At 65.3% G+C, this 16,821-nt stretch carries 11 protein-coding genes; 5 read left to right on the forward strand and 6 right to left on the reverse strand.

What is annotated here, in order from left to right; translation table 11 throughout:
• The first annotated feature begins 80 nt into the window (after positions 1-80).
• The 3 genes from htpX to NDI72_RS11815 all read left to right on the forward strand — a co-directional run bounded on the left by htpX (position 81) and on the right by NDI72_RS11815 (position 4,363).
• A complete protein-coding gene (htpX, locus tag NDI72_RS11805) occupies positions 81-1,130 on the forward strand; it encodes a zinc metalloprotease HtpX (protein WP_283800551.1) in 1,050 nt (349 codons plus the stop codon).
• The gene (locus NDI72_RS11810; protein WP_283800552.1) at positions 1,127-2,536 is read left to right on the forward strand and encodes an RsmB/NOP family class I SAM-dependent RNA methyltransferase; all 1,410 of its coding nucleotides are present in this window, start codon (positions 1,127-1,129) and stop codon (positions 2,534-2,536) included. Before htpX ends, NDI72_RS11810 begins: the two co-directional genes overlap by 4 nt.
• A gap of 105 nt (positions 2,537-2,641) precedes the next feature.
• Entirely contained in the window at positions 2,642-4,363 is a 1,722-nt protein-coding gene (locus tag NDI72_RS11815) for a heparinase II/III family protein (RefSeq protein ID WP_283800553.1), read from the forward strand.
• A 60-nt stretch (positions 4,364-4,423) separates the two neighbouring features.
• Here the strand turns inward: NDI72_RS11815 and NDI72_RS11820 are convergent, their stop codons facing one another.
• Positions 4,424-5,443 (reverse strand): alpha/beta hydrolase family protein, encoded by a 1,020-nt coding sequence (locus tag NDI72_RS11820; RefSeq protein ID WP_283800554.1) that lies wholly within the window; start codon positions 5,441-5,443, stop codon positions 4,424-4,426.
• Positions 5,444-5,845: 402 nt separating this feature from the next.
• Between NDI72_RS11820 and NDI72_RS11825 the strand changes: the two genes are divergently transcribed.
• The gene (locus tag NDI72_RS11825) at positions 5,846-6,859 is read left to right on the forward strand and encodes a helix-turn-helix domain-containing protein (RefSeq protein ID WP_283800555.1); all 1,014 of its coding nucleotides are present in this window, start codon (positions 5,846-5,848) and stop codon (positions 6,857-6,859) included.
• Here NDI72_RS11825 and NDI72_RS11830 read toward each other — a convergent pair.
• The 3 genes from NDI72_RS11830 to NDI72_RS11840 all read right to left on the reverse strand — a co-directional run bounded on the left by NDI72_RS11830 (position 6,850) and on the right by NDI72_RS11840 (position 8,619).
• Positions 6,850-7,473, reverse strand: coding sequence for a LysE family translocator (locus NDI72_RS11830; protein ID WP_283800556.1), 624 nt, complete (start codon positions 7,471-7,473; stop codon positions 6,850-6,852). The genes NDI72_RS11825 and NDI72_RS11830 overlap by 10 nt on opposite strands.
• A gap of 1 nt (position 7,474) precedes the next feature.
• A complete protein-coding gene (locus NDI72_RS11835) occupies positions 7,475-7,927 on the reverse strand; it encodes an Lrp/AsnC family transcriptional regulator (protein WP_113153449.1) in 453 nt (150 codons plus the stop codon).
• Positions 7,928-8,193: 266 nt separating this feature from the next.
• Positions 8,194-8,619, reverse strand: coding sequence for a GNAT family N-acetyltransferase (locus NDI72_RS11840; RefSeq protein WP_206548001.1), 426 nt, complete (start codon positions 8,617-8,619; stop codon positions 8,194-8,196).
• A gap of 141 nt (positions 8,620-8,760) precedes the next feature.
• Between NDI72_RS11840 and purH the strand changes: the two genes are divergently transcribed.
• Entirely contained in the window at positions 8,761-10,377 is a 1,617-nt protein-coding gene (gene purH, locus NDI72_RS11845) for a bifunctional phosphoribosylaminoimidazolecarboxamide formyltransferase/IMP cyclohydrolase (protein WP_206995341.1), read from the forward strand.
• Positions 10,378-10,492: 115 nt separating this feature from the next.
• On the opposite strand, the gene NDI72_RS11850 is transcribed toward purH, so the two are convergent.
• Entirely contained in the window at positions 10,493-11,893 is a 1,401-nt protein-coding gene (locus tag NDI72_RS11850; protein WP_113153452.1) for an MFS transporter, read from the reverse strand.
• 28 nt (positions 11,894-11,921) lie between these two features.
• A complete protein-coding gene (locus tag NDI72_RS11855; RefSeq protein ID WP_206548004.1) occupies positions 11,922-16,721 on the reverse strand; it encodes an NAD-glutamate dehydrogenase in 4,800 nt (1,599 codons plus the stop codon).
• Positions 16,722-16,821 lie beyond the last annotated feature (100 nt).

Consider the following 16,821-nt stretch of genomic DNA (forward strand, 5'->3'; position numbering starts at 1 on the left):
AGCGCGTACCCCATCATATAAGCGATTGGTCGCGCGGTCGAAAATGCCCGGCGCGGCCTGTTTCTGGAGCTTGGACAACAATGAACACGATACGCACCGCGATGCTCTTGGCCTTCATGACGGCCCTTTTCATGGGCGTGGGCTATCTGATCGGGGGCAGTGGCGGCATGATGATCGCCTTCCTGTTTGCCGCCGGCATGAATCTGTTCAGCTACTGGAATTCCGACAAGATGGTGCTCAAAATGCACCACGCCGTCGAAGTGGACGAGCGCAACGCCCCGGAATATTACGCCATCGTGCGCGATCTGGCGGCCCGCGCCGGCCTTCCCATGCCGCGCGTCTACCTGATCAAGAACGACCAGCCCAACGCGTTTGCCACCGGCCGCAACCCGCAGAATGCCGCCGTCGCAGCCACCACCGGCCTGCTCGACCGGCTGAGCTATGAAGAGGTCGCCGGCGTGATGGCGCACGAGCTCGCCCATGTGCAGAACCGCGACACGCTGACCATGACGATCACCGCGACGCTGGCCGGCGCGATCTCCATGCTCGGCAATTTCGCCTTCTTCTTCGGCGGCAACCGCGACAACAACAATCCGCTCGGCTTCATTGGCGTGCTCGTTGCGATGATCGTCGCTCCGCTCGCCGCCATGATGGTGCAGATGGCCATCAGCCGCACCCGCGAATATTCGGCCGACCGGCGCGGCGCGGAGATCTGCGGCAATCCGCTGTGGCTCGCCTCCGCGCTCGACAAGATCGCCCGGCGCGCCAAACAGGTGGTCAATCAGGACGCCGAGCGCAATCCCGCCACCGCACACATGTTCATCATCAACCCGCTGTCGGGCGAGCGCATGGACAATCTGTTCTCCACCCACCCCGACACGGACAACCGCATCGCGGCCCTCTACGCCATGGCGGAGGAACCCCGTGGCGGCGGGCGGCAGGCCCGGCCTTCCGCCCCACAGCGCGATCCCGCCCCCGAAGAGGATGCTAACCACGGTCCGTGGGGGGCAAGACCGGGGGCGAGACCGGACGCACGGCAAGACGAACCGCCTCAGCGACCAAAGCCCGCCCCAAAGCCCCAGCAGAAATGGGGCCGTGACGCCGATGGATCGAAAGGCCCCTGGTCGTGAGCCGCCCGAACGCACGCCGCACGCCCGGGAAGAAGCCCGCCGGTCAGAACCGCCCGACAAATCAGGAGCCTGATAAGCCCGATCTTGCCAAACCGGGCCTTGAAACGCGCCGCGTGGCGACAAAGCTGCTCGCCGCCGTCGTGGATGCCCACGCCTCGCTCGACGGGCTTACCGACCCGGCCCATGGCCAGCCCAATTTCCGCGCGCTCGATGCACGCGACCGGTCGCTGGTGCGCGCCATCCTGATGAGCGCCCTGCGCCATCGCAGCACCATCGAGGCCCTGCTCGCGCGCCGTCTGGAGCGCCCCCTGCCGGCCAATGCCCGCGCGCTCTCTCACGCGCTGCATGTGGCGGCAGCACAGATCCTGTTTCTCGAAGTGCCCGACAGCGCCGCCGTCGACCTCGCCGTCACCCAGGCGAAGAGCGACCCGCGCCTTGCCCGCTTTGCCGGTCTCGTCAATGGCGTGCTGCGTAATCTGATCCGCGTGAAGGCGCGCGCACTGCCCGCCGCCCTCGACCAGACGCGTGAAGCGCCGGACTGGTTTGCCGGGCGGCTGGAAGCGGCCTATGGCGCGGAGACCACCGCCGCCATTCTCGCCATGCATCGCGTTGAGCCGCCGGTGGACTTTACCGTCAAGGAAGACCCGCAGCGCTGGGCCGAGGCGCTGGGCGGCATCGTGCTGCCCACGGGCACCGTGCGGATCGCCCGGCTCGAGGCCGGCGTCGACACGCTTCCGGGCTTCGAGGAGGGCGCGTGGTGGGTGCAGGACACGGCTGCAAGCCTGCCCGCAAAGCTGCTCGGCGACATTGCCGGCGCGCGCGTGGCGGATCTCTGCGCCGCCCCCGGCGGCAAGACCGCACAGCTCATCCATGCCGGCGCAAATGTCACCGCCGTCGACCTGTCGAAGAGCCGCCTGAAGCGGCTTGCCGAGAACCTGACGCGGCTTCGCCTCGACGCTGAGATCGTCGAGTCCGACATCCGCAAGTTCCAGCCGGACACGCCCTTCGACGCCATCCTCATCGACGCCCCCTGCTCGTCCACCGGCACGGTGCGCCGCCACCCGGATGTGCCGTGGACCAAGTCGCCTGAAGACATCGAGAAGCTCGCCGCCCTGCAGCGCGCCCTGCTCGACCATGCCGTCACGCTGGTGAAACCCGGCGGGCGGATCGTGTTTTCCAACTGCTCGCTCGACCGGGCCGAAGGCGAGGACATGCTTGAAGCCTTCCTGGCCGAAACGCCGGACGTGGCGCTCGATCCCATCCAGCCTGACGACGTGCCCGGCATCGCCGCCTTCGTCACGCCCGAAGGCTTCCTGCGCACCACGCCCGCCGACACGCTCGGCGAGGATCCGCTGGCGCGGGGGCTCGACGGCTTCTTCGCTGCGCGCCTCATTCGCCAGCGCTGAGCCGGCCCTGCCATCTGTGCGTCCTGATATATTTCAACTTCGCACAAATCTTTGAATCATTTAGACTCTCGCCTGATTTGGGGTCACAGAAAGAAAACTCGGTCGTTGGATCAAGCACGAGGACATTCCCCCCACGAGCTGTGGGGCCTTGTTGCGCGGCAGGCGTGGGCGCGCCTGCGCCGCCGCTTGCGCGCGGGCCCAACCTATCGCTGGCGCTATTCCGGCCGCACGCCCGAGCGGGTGCTGATCGCCCCGCCTGATCTGCGCATCGCAGACCCGCAGGTGGCGCGCGACATCTATCACGGCCAGTTCCTGCTCGCCGGCCAGCTGGTCGAAACACGCGGCCAGTCGCCGTTCCGCGTTCCCGTTACCGACCGCCCCTGGCAGGAGGCCCTGCACAGCTTCCGCTGGCTGCGCCACATGCGCGCCGCCCAGAGCGACCTCGCCTCTGCCAATGCCCGCGCGCTGGTGGAAGAGTGGATGACGCTCTACGGCAAACGCATCTCCGGCACACCATGGGAGCCCGGCACCACGGCCAAGCGTCTCATCGCCTGGCTACAGCATTCCTCGGTGGTGCTGCAGGGAGCGGAGCTGCCCTTCTATCGCCAGTTCCTGAAAATGCTCGCCGTGCAGATGCGCTATCTGCGCACCAACACCCGCGAGATGCCCGATGGCGAAGACCGGCTGCGCGCCCGCATCGCGCTCGCCTTCTGCGCCCTTTCGCTGCCGGCCCCCGCCGCCGCGGTCAAGACAGCGAGCCGCAATCTCGCCCAGGAGCTCGAACGCCAGATCCTCGCCGATGGTGGCCATGTATCGCGCAATCCGCGCGCCATCATGGAGCTTCTGACCGACCTGTTGCCGCTCCGGCAAACCTACACCAATCAGGCCGAGCAGCCGCCGCAGGCGCTCATCGACGCCGTGGAGCGCATGCTGCCGGCGCTGCGCTTCTTTCGCCACCGTGACGGCTCGCTCGCCCGTTTCAACGGCATGGGCATCACCCAGCACGACAGCGTCGCCGCCATCCTGCGCTATGACGACACCGGCGGCGCGCCGCTCCTGCATGCACCCCATTCGGGCTATGAGCGGCTGGCGCTCGGCGCCACCACGGTTATCGCCGACACGGCCGCTCCGCCACCGGCAGACCTCTCCCATTTCGCCCATGCGGGCTGCCTCTCCTTCGAGATGTCGTCGGGCCGGCACCAGTTCGTGGTCAACAGCGGCATCGACAATTACGGCGATGACAGCTACCGCCCGCTTGCCCGCACCACGGCGGCCCATTCCACCGTCACGCTCAACGACACGTCGCAGGCCCGCTTCAGCCTCTCCTCGCGCTGGAGCGAGCTGATCGGCACGCCGCTCATCGGCGGCCCGCGCAAGGTCGAGTGCCAGCGCGACGACGCCAATGGCGTCCATCGCTTCACCGCCAGCCACAATGGCTATGTCTCGCGCTTCGGCCTCCTGCATGAGCGCGCCCTCTCCCTTTCCGAAGACGGCGCATTTCTCGAAGGCGTCGACCGCGTCATGCGCCCGGACGGCTCGCCGTCCATGGCTGTCGGAAACGATGCCGTGGCCGTGCGCTTCCACATCCACCCCGACATCGACATCTACCGCGATCCCGAAGGCCGCCACATCCTCGCCGGCGAGGCGACCGACACCTGGCTCTTCACGGTCGAGAACATCGTTCCCGTGGTCGAGGAATCGATCTTCTTCGCCGGCCTTGGCGGCCCCCGCAAGAGCCGCCAGATCGTGCTTTACACCGCAGCTTCCGAGAACCCGGAAATCCGCTGGCAACTGCGCAAGACACACGCGATCAACGGCAACAGCTAGATCAGCCCAGATTGGGCGAACCACGCACGACGCCAATGCAGCCAAGTGTCACGCGCTGGCTCAAAGCCCGGCAAACGCCGCGATCTCCTCGACAATCGCCTCGTGAACCGCCGCCCGGTCCGCGCCTTCCGGATCGTCGCACACCGGATCGTCCTTTTCCTCAGCCAGCATTGCCGCCCCTTCCGGCTTGCACTCCGCGAGGAAGGTGAAGTGATGCGCCGGGGCAATCGTCTTCAACACGGCAGAGGGCAGCTTTCCGGCAAGATCGCTCCCGTCCGGCCCCACATCCGCCGCCTTGAACAGATGCGCCTCCCCAAGATTGATGAGCAGCACCGGCATGTCGGTCCCCGCAATGCTTTCAGGCGTCGCCGCATAGGTCATGCCTGGATCGATGGCGATGGCCCGTCCGATGCGATCATCGCGCAGTTCCGCGCCAAAGCCATCCGGCAATGCATTCAGATCGACGCCACCCTTGGCGAAGAACACGCAGTCCTGACCACCATCACCAATCCAGGCGCAATAGTCGGCAAACGCATCAGGATCGAAGCGCAGCCCGGCAAGGTTCAGCGCCGTAGCCCCGCCCAGCGAAAAACCCAGCGATGCGATGCGGGACCGATCCACGTGATCGGCAAAAGCCGGCTCATCAAACAGCGCATCCAGCACAGCGCTCAGATCGGCCGCCCGCTCATCGAGCCGCACCGAGCGGCGTGGCGAGGAATCGCCCGACGTGCTGCCCGGGTGGTTCACCGCCAGCACCATCGCGCCGCGCAAGGCAAGCGCTGAGGAAAGCCACGAGATGGCGTCCATATTGCCGCCCGAGCCATGCGACAGCACGAACAGCGGAAACCGCCCTTCCGCCACCCCCGCACCCACATAGGCGGACGTGCCCTGAAACACCGCATTGTCGCCCACCAGCCCGCGATAGGTCGGCGTGCCCGCCGGATACCACACCGAAGCCGCCAGAACCGACGGGCGGTGATCCGCCTTCACGGTCAGTCGGTCATAGCCGGCAAACGGCTGGGCCAAGGCCGCGCCCGTCAGACCCATGCCAATGAGAAAAGCAGAAAGCAGTTTTTTCATATCCGTCATCCTTTCATCTGGATGACGCCAATCTGCCCGGGCCACCGGCAATCCGCGTCCTTGAACCGGTTTCAGGTCGCGCCAAACCGAATTTCGCACCATGGGTTCTGGATGCCGTGCGTGGTTCGACAAGCTCACCATGAGGGATGGCATTGGTTGTGCCCCCCCTCAACGGAAGCTCTTTGCAAAGCACCACTTCCCTCATGGTGAGCTTGTCGAACCACGCACAACGTCAACGCAGTGGAAACACCGCGTACCGAATTCGAACGCACAGAAGGCGTTTCACCCTACCGTACAAGCACCGGAGCATCGGAAACCCGGAGACCACTTTTTGATCCGATGCTTCGGCGGATATTGCCACCGGCCGGTGGCGATGCCACAACCCAAGCCCTTGCAGGAAACATGCAGACACCGCCCATGCTGGTTCTTCCCATTCCGGTGATCGTCGCGCTCGTGCTCGGTGCGCTCCTCATCCGGATCGCCATTTCCGGCGAGCGCCCGCCATTCCTGATGGCGCTTCTTGCGGCCTGCGCACTGCAGAGCCTCATCGTTTCGCTGCGCCAGCATTACGGCATAGACGCACTCCTGCCCCTTCAGCCCGTCACCGCCACCTTCGTGCCGCCGCTCACATGGCTGGCATTCCAGACGGCCTCGTTCCGGCCATTCTCGCTGCCGCGCGATCTCGTGCATCTGACGGCGCCGGCCTTCGCCGCCTTCTGCGTCATCTTTGCGCCCGGCACGCTGGACGTTGTGGTGCCGGGCGTCTTCGTTCTCTACGGGGTCGCCATTCTGGTGAAGCTGCGCCGCAGCGGCGACGACCTGCCTCTGGCGCGGCTTGAGGCCGGTCGCCTGCCGGCCCGGCTCTGGGGCGGCATCGGCCTCGCTCTCATCCTGTCCGCGCTTAGCGACGCGCTCATTGCGCTCGCCGTCATGACCGGCCAGAGCTGGCTGCCGCCGCTCATCATCAGCGTCTTCTCGTCAGCCGCCCTGCTCGCCATCGGCCTGTTGAGCGTGTCGCCCAGCGCCACCGGCGAGCCAGAGCCGGAAACCATGGCCGAGCCCCCGCATCCAAGCGAAGAAGACGCCCATCTCGTCCAGCGGCTCGACGCGCTGCTTCAGTCCGAAACGCTCTATCTCGATCCCGCACTCACACTTGCGCGGCTCGCCCGACGGCTCCACGTGCCGGTCAAGCAGCTCTCTTCGGCCATCAATCTGGTGAGTGGAGAGAACGTCTCGCGCTACATCAACGCGCACCGCATTCATCATGCCTGCCGCGCGCTGGAGGATGGCGCGAATATCACCGACGCCATGCTCTCAAGCGGCTTCAACACCAAGTCCAATTTCAATCGTGAATTCCGGCGCATCACCGGCACGACGCCAAGCGAATGGAAGCCCGGCCCCGCCGATCAGAGATAGGCGAACGCCACCGACCCGATTGCGAAAGCGGCGAACGCCAGAAGGATCACGCCGGAGATGCGCGACACCCAGCGCGACAGGCTGTCCGGCAGCCGCGTGCGCGCCAGCGCCACCCCGCCGCTCAGAATGAACCACCAGAGCAGCGAGCCGAGGAAGACGCCCACAACCACCACCAGCGCATCGGCGGGATGCGGAGAATCCGCCAGCCCGAGCCCGGCAAACATCGCCGCAAAGGCCAGAATGGTCATCGGGTTGGTGATCGTCAGGAAAAAGGTCGCGGCAGCCGTTCCGGCGAGATCGCTCGCCCGCGCCTCCGCTGCGGCCCGAACAGGCGCAGGCGACAGGCTCTTCCAGCCCAGCCAGGCGAGAAACGCCCCGCCGACAAGCTTGAGCGGCACATCCACGACCGCCAGCGCGGCCGCGAAGGCCGCAAACCCGATGGCCGCCAGCGCGGCATAGACGGCATCGGCCAGCGCCGTGCCCAGCCCGCCGGCAACACCGGCCCACAGGCCATGCTCCAGCGTCCTGTTCACACACAGGGCGCCAATCGGTCCAAGGGGCGCTGCCACGGCCAGCCCGAGCAGCAGGCTTTTGCCGAACAGCAGCGTGTCCATGTCAGGGCTTCTCGACCGGTGCGAAGGAGCCGGGCTCCACGGTCGACAGTGCGACGACAGACTCGCTGCGCGCCAGAAAGCCATGCTTCTTCATGTCGTCCAGCACGCTCTCCACATCGGCCAGCTCCGGCACCCGCGCCTTGATCAGATAGGACCACGGCCCCGTCACATGGTGGCATTCCTCCACCGCCTTGTGCGCGGAGGCAAAGATCCGGAAGGCCTCTTCATTGACGTTCTGAACCAGCGACACCCAGATGAAGACCAGAACCGGGCAGCCAAGCGCGTCAGGATCGGCGTCCACCGTGAAACGCCGGATCACGCCGCTCGCGGTCAGCCGGCGGATGCGCTCATTGACCGCCGATGCGGAAAGCCCCACCACGCCGCCAATATCGGCAAGCGAGCGCCGGGCGTCTTCGGCGAGAAGAGTCACGATTTTACGGTCGATCTGATCCATGTCAGGCCCTGATCCTGAGAAACAAACTCAATACCGTATATTTTATCGCAAATTGAATTGCAATATGCAAAATATATAGTTTTTAGAGTTTATACCGCATAATTTGCGGTTCCGCGTCACTTCTCACGTTCAGGCCGTCATGCTTGCCTTTGGCAAAACGGCAGCGCGTTCCTTTTTGCCACAGCCAAAGGCGTGGGTCGAGCGCCACCCCGTCCAGCGTCCATGCCCGGCTTCAGGGCAGGAGAACCATTTCTGCGGCCAGCGGTCTACCGCTCCCGACCGTGCCAGAACGCATCGCTGATCCGGTTCATGCCGATGCGCTCGTAGAAGCCCACCGCATCCGGCACGGAAGCCAGCATCAGGCTCACCTCCGGGCCGAGTTCGCGGCGGGTCGCATCGATCAGCCCCTGGCCGATGCCAAGCCCCTGCGCCTTCGAAGAGACCGCGAGGTCGGAAAGATAGGCGCACCACGAAAAGTCCGTCACCGAGCGGGCCACGCCCACCAGCGGCTTTCCCTCCACATTGCGCCGCGCCGTCATCACCAGACCAGCGCCCGCAATCATGCGCTGAAGCCGCGCCTCGTCATCCACCGGGCGGATCGCATCCAGACCGGACTCGCGCAGCACCTGGGCAAACTCGGACACCGGTAAATCCGGCTCGCAGGCGTAAAGAACAGCGGGTTTCTCCATCATGACGCGCAGCAATGCCTTTTTGCCCCGACAATGCAACCCGTTTCAGTGGCAAAAGCGCCCCGCAACCCGCGCCACGCTTGATTTGCATGCCGCCTGCCGGTACGTCCCCAGCATCCTTTCCCAAAGCCGGAGCCGCCTCGCATGTCCGTTGCAGCAAAGAACATTCCCGCACCCGATCTCGTTCCCGTCCGCCGTGCGCTCCTGTCGGTCTCCGACAAGAGCGGCATCGTCGATTTCGCCCGCGCGCTTTCGGGCCGCAATGTCGAGATCGTCTCCACCGGCGGCACGTCCAAAACACTCGCCGGCGAAGGCATCGCCGTGCGCGACGTTTCGGAGCTGACCGGCTTTCCCGAGATCATGGACGGGCGCGTGAAGACGCTGCATCCGGGCGTTCATGGCGGCCTGCTCGGCATTCGTGACGATGCGGACCATGCGAGCGCGATGAAAGAGCACGACATCGCGCCCATCGACCTTCTGGTCATCAATCTCTATCCGTTCGAAGAGGTGCGTTTCGGCGGTGGCGATTATGCAACCACGGTCGAGAACATCGACATCGGCGGCCCGGCCATGCTGCGCGCGGCAGCCAAGAACCACGCCTATGTGGCCGTGGTCACGGAGCCGGCAGACTATGCCCGCATCCTTGAGGCCCTGGCCGAAAACGATGGCGCACTGCCCTACCGCCTGCGTCAGGAACTGGCCGCCAAGGCCTTTGCCCGCACCGCAGCCTATGATGCGGCCATCTCCGGCTGGTTTGCTGAAACGCTCGAGGTCGACGCACCGGATTTCCGCGCTGTCGGCGGCAAGCTCAAGGAAGTGATGCGCTACGGCGAGAATCCGCACCAGAAGGCAGGCTTCTACGTCACCGGCGAAAGCCGCCCCGGCGTCGCCACCGCGACCCAGCTTCAGGGCAAGCAGCTTTCCTACAACAACATCAACGACACGGACGCCGCCTTCGAACTCGTCTCCGAGTTCTCGCCGGAGCGCTCCGCTGCCGTCGCCATCATCAAGCACGCCAATCCGTGTGGCGTGGCCGAGGGCGCGACGCTGCGCGAAGCCTATGAGAAGGCGCTCGCCTGCGACCCCGTCTCCGCATTCGGCGGCATCGTGGCGCTCAACCGCCCGCTCGACGCGGAAGCGGCCACCGAGATCGTCAAGATCTTCACCGAAGTCATCATCGCGCCCGACGCGACCGAAGAGGCGCGCGCCATCGTCGCCGCCAAGAAGAACCTGCGCCTGCTCGTCACCGGCGGCCTTGCCGACCCGCGCGCACCCGGCCTCTCCGTCAAGACCGTGGCCGGCGGCGTTCTGGTCCAGTCGCGCGACAATGGCGTGGTCGATGATCTCGACCTCAAGGTCGTGACCAAGCGCGCGCCGAGCGAGAAGGAAATGGCCGACCTCATCGTCGCCTTCCGCATCGCCAAGCACGTCAAGTCGAACGCCATCGTCTATGTCCGCGACGGCGCGACCGTGGGTGTTGGCGCCGGCCAGATGAGCCGTGTCGATTCCGCCCGCATCGCCGCCCGCAAGGCGGAAGATGCAGCCGAAGCTGCCGGCAATGCAGAGCCGCTGACCAAGGGATCGGTCGTCGCTTCAGACGCCTTCTTCCCCTTCGCCGACGGTCTTCTGTCCGCCGTTGAGGCCGGCGCCACCGCCGTCATCCAGCCGGGCGGTTCCATGCGCGACGACGAAGTCATCGCCGCCGCCGACGAGCATGGCATCGCCATGGTCATGACCGGCATGCGCCACTTCCGCCACTAGAGCAATTCCAGGAAAAGTGGGACCCGGTTTTCCGTCCGGACTTGCGCAAATACAATAAGCTAGAGCGTTTTCGCAGTTCCAGGAAAAGCGGGAACGCTACCCCTGAACAGACAGATCAGGAGGCATCCGCCTCCTGATGCCTGCTCTTCACGAAGGGCACCAGCACAAGGCCGATGAGGAACAGCGCCAGGATCGGCGTCACGCCGAGACGCTGTGCATCCTCATTCGAAAAGCCGAAACTCTCCGAAGCGAAATAGCCCGTCGCAATGGCGATGGCGAACGGCCCGATAAAGGCCGTGGCCTTGCCCGAAAGGGCATAGAGCCCAAAGGCTTCCGTCACCCGCTCGCGCGGCACCTGGTCCACCAGAAGCGTGCGCGACGCCGCCTGTATCGAACCGCCCGCAGCCCCGATGAACGCACCCGCCACGAAGAAGGCGATGTCCGGCAGGCTGCTTGCCCCGCCGCCGCTGATCGGCATGAACAGGAGCTCGTCGCGCGTGGTGGAGATCACCAGAAGCGCGCACAGCGTCAGCACCACGATGGAGATGCTCACCACGAGTTTCGGCCCGAAACGCCGGTCCATCCGCCCGCCGAGCCACGCGCCCAGCGCGCCCGTTACATTGGCGAGAATGCCGAACAGGCCGATCTGCGTGATCGACCAGGACAGCACGCCCGCCGCATAGATGCCGCCAAAGGCATAGAGCGCGTTGAGCGCATCGCGGTAGAACATGGATGACAGGAGGAAGCTGAAATAGCTGCGCTGTCCCGGCAGCCGCTTCAGCGTGCCGCCCAGCCGCTTCATCCCCTCGCGGATCGCTCCCGTCGCTGCCCTGCGGCGCGGCGCGTCCGGCGTGAACAGGAACATCGGCAGCACGAACAGCGCATACCACAGGGCCGTCAGCGGCCCCGCCGCGCGGTCGCCCTCATGCGTCGCCGCATCAAGGCCGAAGATCGGCTCGAAGCCGAGTAGCGTGCGGCCCGTGTCCGGCTGCGCCGCCATGAAGCCAAGCACCAGCACCAGCGACAGAAGCCCGCCAATATAGCCAAGCCCCCAGGCCGAGCCCGAAAGCCGGCCAAGCTCGGAGCGTGGCACAAGGTCCGGCATCATCGCATTGTTGAAGACGGCGGCGAATTCCATGCCGAACACGGCCAGCGCGACGCCCATGAGAATGAGCGTGACATGCCCGCCGCCCGGCGTGGCGAACCACAGCGAGGCGCAGGCGATAATGCCAATCAGCGAGAACACGAAGATCCACGGCTTGCGCGGCCCCGTCGCATCGGCAATCGCGCCAAGAATGGGCGAGGAAAGCGCAATCGTGAGACCGCCGATCCCCGTCGCCAGCCCCCACAGCTCCTGTCCGCGCGCCGCATCCGGCGCCACGGAGGCGGCGAAATAGGGCGCAAAGACGAAGGTGATGATGAGGGTATGAAAGGGCTGCTGCGCCCAGTCGAACAGCATCCAGCCCCAGATGCCACGGCGGGGCACAGTCCTGTGCTCCGCCTCTGGCCGGTTCATAACCGCGTCATCCGGCGCCCCGGCTGCATCAGACACTCAGGTCACTCATCAGACCGGACGCGACGGTGAGACGCGAAACGGTCAGGTCACCGCCCTCCACCAGCGAGTGCAGACGTTCGCGCACGCGCACGACATGCTCGCCGCCGGCCTCGACCCATTTCGCAGCCGGATCGTCGTCCTTCGCGTAATCGGTGAGTGCTGCAATGCTCATGCCACGACGGGCCGCGCTGATCATGTCGGTGGCGCGGAACAGCGCCAGCCCGTCATAATAGTCCGACGGCACGATGGCATGCGCGGCATCCTCGATCCGGCCGATGCGGAAGGCCTCGGTGACACCGAAGAACGCCCTTGCGGCCTTCTCCAGCGGCGCACCGGATTTCTCCGCCACCAGTTCGATGTCCGGCACCATCTGCGCAACCGAGAGGAAGGCGAGACGCCTGGCCAGTTCCTCCGGCGCACCCGACGCCACAAGCTGCGCCTGACGGTTGTCCAGACGCTCGCGCATGAAGGCCGGCAGCATCGGCAGAAGCTTCGGCTCCAGCGCCTTGCGCGCGGCCAGCAGGCGCTCGATGCGCTGCCCGACGGTTTCCTTGCCGCTCACATTCTTGAGCTGCCAGGAGGTCGCCGCGTAAATCAGACGCCAGACGAGCTGGTAGAGCTCGAGCTGCGCCATGCCGTCGATCCGGTTGTCCAGCGCGTCGATGGCCCTGTAGACGTCACGCAGTTCGAAGCCCTCGCGCACCACGGCAAAGGCGGCGACGATATCGGCAGCCGGCTGCCCCGTCAGATCCTGCAGGCGCGTCACGAAGCTCGGCCCGCCACGGTTGATCACATCGTTTGCCAGTTCGGTGGCGATGATCTCGCGCTTCAGACGGTGCGCACGGATTTCCGTTTCGTACTTTTTCGCCATGCGGTCGGGGAAGTAGGCGAACAGATCCTCTTCCAGATGCGGCGCATCCGGCACCGGGCTCGCAACGATCTCATCGAACAGCACGATCTTGGCATAGGCCAGAAGCACGCCGATCTCCGCACGCGTCAGCGGCTCGCCGCGGCTTTCGCGGTCGGCCAGCTCCTGCGGCCCGGGCAGGAACTCGACCGCCCGGTCGAGAAGCCCGCGCTGCTCGAGCAGCGTCATCATGCGCGCCTGGTGCGGCATTTCCGGCATGCCCCGCTTGACCACCTGCGAGATGGCCAGCGTCTGCTGGTAGTTGTTGGCAAGCACCAGCCCGGCAACCTCGTCGGTCATCTCGGCCAGAAGCTTGTCGCGCGCAGGCCGTTCGAGCCCGCCGCCACGCATCGCCGCCGCCAGCGCGATCTTGATGTTGACCTCCACGTCCGACGAGTTCACGCCGGCCGAGTTGTCGATGGCGTCGGAGTTGCAGCGGCCGCCCTTCATGCCGAACTCGATGCGGGCAAGCTGGGTCATGCCCAGATTAGCCCCTTCGCCGACCACTTTCGCGCCCACTTCACGCGCAGCCACGCGGATCGCGTCATTGGCGCGGTCACCCACATCCTGATCGCTTTCGCCAGCGCCGCGCACATAGGTGCCGATGCCGCCGAACCACAGAAGGTCCACCGGAGCGCGCAGGATCGCCATCATGATCTCGGTGGGAGACGCCGTCACCTTGTCGAGCCCGATCGCGTCAGCAGCCGCCTTGGGCAGCGTGATCGACTTCTGCGACCGCGAGACGATGACACCGCCCTTGGAGAGCTTGTCCTTGTCGTAGTCCTGCCAGCTTGAACGCCCCATGTCGAAGAGGCGCTTGCGCTCGGCATAGGAAACCGCCGTATCCGGATCGGGGTCGATGAAGATGTCGCGGTGATCGAATGCCGCCACCACCTTCGTGCAGGTGGAAAGCAGCATGCCGTTGCCGAACACGTCGCCCGACATGTCGCCCACGCCCACGGCGGTGAAGGGCTCCGTCTGGATGTCGCGGTTCATCTCGCGGAAATGCCGCTTCACGGCCTCCCACGCACCGCGCGCGGTGATGCCCATTTTCTTGTGGTCGTAGCCGGCCGAACCGCCCGAGGCGAACGCATCGTCGAGCCAGAAATCATGCGCCTGGCTGATGCCGTTTGCCGTGTCGGAGAACGTTGCCGTTCCCTTGTCGGCGGCCACCACGAAATACGGATCGTTGCCGTCATGGCGGACCACGCCTTCCGGCGGCAGAACCCTGTCGCCGTCCAGATTGTCGGTCAGCGACAGTAGGCTGGAGATGAAGTTGATATAGGCTGCACGGCCCGCCTCGAAGACTTCCTGGCGGTTGCCGCCAACGGGCAGACGACGCGGGTAGAAGCCGCCTTTCGCGCCCACGGGCACGATCACGGCATTCTTCACCTGCTGCGCCTTCACCAGTCCCAGCACCTCGGTGCGGTAGTCCTGCGCACGGTCGGACCAGCGCAGGCCACCACGCGCCACCGGGCCGTAGCGCAGATGCACGCCCTCCACTTCCGGACCGTAGACGAAGATTTCGCGCCACGGGCGCGGCTGCGGCAGGCCGGTGATGGCGCGGGAATCGAATTTCAGCGCCAGCGACCGCACCGCCTCGTCCTCCTTCGGACGATAATGGTTCGTGCGCAGCGTGGATTCGATGAGGTTCAGGAAGCGGCGGATGATCGTATCATCATCCAGGTTCGGCACCGCATCCAGATCGGTCTCGATGGCCTTGCACAGCGCTTCGGCCTCGTCCTTCGCGCTGGCCTTTTCGGCCCGCGCCGGGTCGAAACGCACCACGAAGAACTCGAACAGCCTGCGCGCGATCTGCGGATAGCGGTTCAGCGTCGCCGCGATGAAGCCCTGGCTCTGCGGAATGTTGGCCTGCGCCAGGAAGCGGCTGTAGGCGCGCAGAATGGCGATCTCGTCCACCCGCAGGCGCGCGGTCTGCGCCAGCGCGTTGAGGCGGTCGTCATCATGCTCGCTGCGCCAGACCGAAAGGAACATCTCCTCGAACAGCGCACCCTCGTCCGAAAGGTCGATGGCCCCGTCAAAGGCGTTCTCCAGCTCCATGTCATGCACGAAAATCTGGGCGCTGTCGGTGTCGTCGGCGTCGCCGACCTCGAAGGTCCGCTCGCTGATCACACGGAAACCCATGTTCTCCAGCAGCGGAACGCGCTCGGTCAGCGGCACCGGCGTATCGTAATGATAGATCTTCAGCGCTGCCTGCGCCTCGTCCTGATCTTCATGACGATGGAAATCGATGGCGATCGGGTTCTTTCTGGAAAGCCGGCTGATGCGCTCGGCATCGATCAGCGCCGTCTCCGCCGAAAAACCGTTGCGGTAGCTGTCGGGGAAGCCAGCCGCCACCTTGGCGAGCTTGATGTCGGCGCCGGTTTCTTCCACCGCCTCCTGCAGCGCGTCGTCCCAGGTGCGCACGATCTTGCGGATTTCGGCTTCCAGCGTCTCCGTCTCGATGCGCGGGGTCTTGCCGCCCGAACGCCCGATGATGAAGTGAACACGCGCCAGCGTGCCTTCCGGGAAGGCCGGATAATAGGCCGAGACGCGACCCTTGAAGACGTCCTTCAGGTAATTGCCGATCTCCACGCGCGCCTGCGAATCGTAGCGGTCGCGCGGCACGAAAACGATCACCGACACGAAGCGGTCGAACTGGTCGACGCGGTAGAGGGCGCGCACGCGCGGGCGCTCGCCCAGCGCAAGGATCGCCTCGGCATGCTTGCGCAGGATCGGCAGGCCGATCTGGAAAAGCTCGTCGCGCGGATAGGATTCCAGCACATTGGTGAGCGCCTTGCCCGAGTGATCGGTGGGCGCAAAGCCGGATTTGACGATCACGGCTTCCGCCTTGGAGCGCAGATACGGGATCTTCATCACCGAGCGCGTGTAGGCGGTGGAGGTGAACAGGCCCACAATGCGCAGCTCGCCGGTCAGCTTGCCCTCATCATCGAACGTCTTGATGCCGATATAGTCGAGATAGGCGCGGCGGTGCACAACCGTCTTCGCGTTTGCCTTGGTCACGATGAACGGATCGGGACCATGCAGGAAGGCGCGGATTTCCGGCGTCGTCGAAACGGTCTCATTTCCGCGACGCAGAACCAGAACGTCGGGATCGGATAGGATGCCGAGGCCCTTCTTGTCGGCGCGCTCCAGCGTGCCGCTTTCCTCACCGCCGGTGTAGAGGAATTCGCGCATGCCGAGGAAGGTGAAATTGTCGTCGCGCAGCCATTCCAGGAAGGCAATGGCCTCGGCCACGGCGTCTTTTTCCAGCGGCACCGGCGCGTAGCGCAGCTCGGTGATCTGCTGGTCGAGCCGGGCCAGCATCGGCTTCCAGTCGGCAACGGCCGCGCGCACCTGCGCCAGCGTCTTGTCGAGCTGCGCCTTCAGGCTCTCGCTCTGCTCGTCGGTCAGTTTCGGCAGGTGAACATGGATAAGGCTCACCTTGTCATCGTCGGGGCCGACCTTGGTGTTCGCCACGTCGCCGACGATCTCGTCCACACCGTTCTTGCCATGCCGGACCACCAGAACCGGGTGCAGCACCAGCGTCGCCTCGACGCCGAATTCGCTGAGTTCGCTCATCACCGAGTCGAACAGGAACGGCATGTTGTCGTTCACGAGCGTCACCGTCGTGACGCCCCGGCCGCAACGCTCCACGCCGGTACTGTTGTCCACGCGAACCACGCTGGTGCCGGGCTTGTGCGCCGAAATCGCCGACGCTGCGTCCTCGGCCGCCAGCAGCAGTGCGGCGTCCTCATACGCGCGAAGGTCCTCCGCTGGCGCGCGCGACAGAATGATCTGATGCACGCTCTCCACGCCTCCAGTCTTGCCCTTGGCTCCGCCCTTCTTGGCGGTCTTGGAGGTCTTTGCTTTGGCTACCATGCCGAAAAATCCCTGTTGGTTTACCAAACTGGCCCATCGTATTCAGACAAAAGCGGTTTGACGACCCGTCATTCCACCATGCAGGCTCCATACACCTCTA

Source organism: Nitratireductor sp. GZWM139 (assembly GCF_030068685.1).
Classification (GTDB): domain Bacteria; phylum Pseudomonadota; class Alphaproteobacteria; order Rhizobiales; family Rhizobiaceae; genus Nitratireductor; species Nitratireductor aquimarinus.

What these genes read in the sequence shown, in the direction of transcription:
- NDI72_RS11835 (WP_113153449.1), bottom strand. Translation starts at nt 7,927, where the DNA reads ATGGATCAGATCGACCGTAAAATCGTGACTCTTCTCGCCGAAGACGCC.
- purH (WP_206995341.1), top strand. Translation starts at nt 8,761, where the DNA reads ATGTCCGTTGCAGCAAAGAACATTCCCGCACCCGATCTCGTTCCCGTC.
- NDI72_RS11850 (WP_113153452.1), bottom strand. Translation starts at nt 11,893, where the DNA reads ATGAACCGGCCAGAGGCGGAGCACAGGACTGTGCCCCGCCGTGGCATC.
- NDI72_RS11825 (WP_283800555.1), top strand. Translation starts at nt 5,846, where the DNA reads ATGCAGACACCGCCCATGCTGGTTCTTCCCATTCCGGTGATCGTCGCG.
- NDI72_RS11830 (WP_283800556.1), bottom strand. Translation starts at nt 7,473, where the DNA reads ATGGACACGCTGCTGTTCGGCAAAAGCCTGCTGCTCGGGCTGGCCGTG.
- NDI72_RS11840 (WP_206548001.1), bottom strand. Translation starts at nt 8,619, where the DNA reads ATGATGGAGAAACCCGCTGTTCTTTACGCCTGCGAGCCGGATTTACCG.
- htpX (WP_283800551.1), top strand. Translation starts at nt 81, where the DNA reads ATGAACACGATACGCACCGCGATGCTCTTGGCCTTCATGACGGCCCTT.
- NDI72_RS11820 (WP_283800554.1), bottom strand. Translation starts at nt 5,443, where the DNA reads ATGAAAAAACTGCTTTCTGCTTTTCTCATTGGCATGGGTCTGACGGGC.
- NDI72_RS11855 (WP_206548004.1), bottom strand. Translation starts at nt 16,721, where the DNA reads ATGGTAGCCAAAGCAAAGACCTCCAAGACCGCCAAGAAGGGCGGAGCC.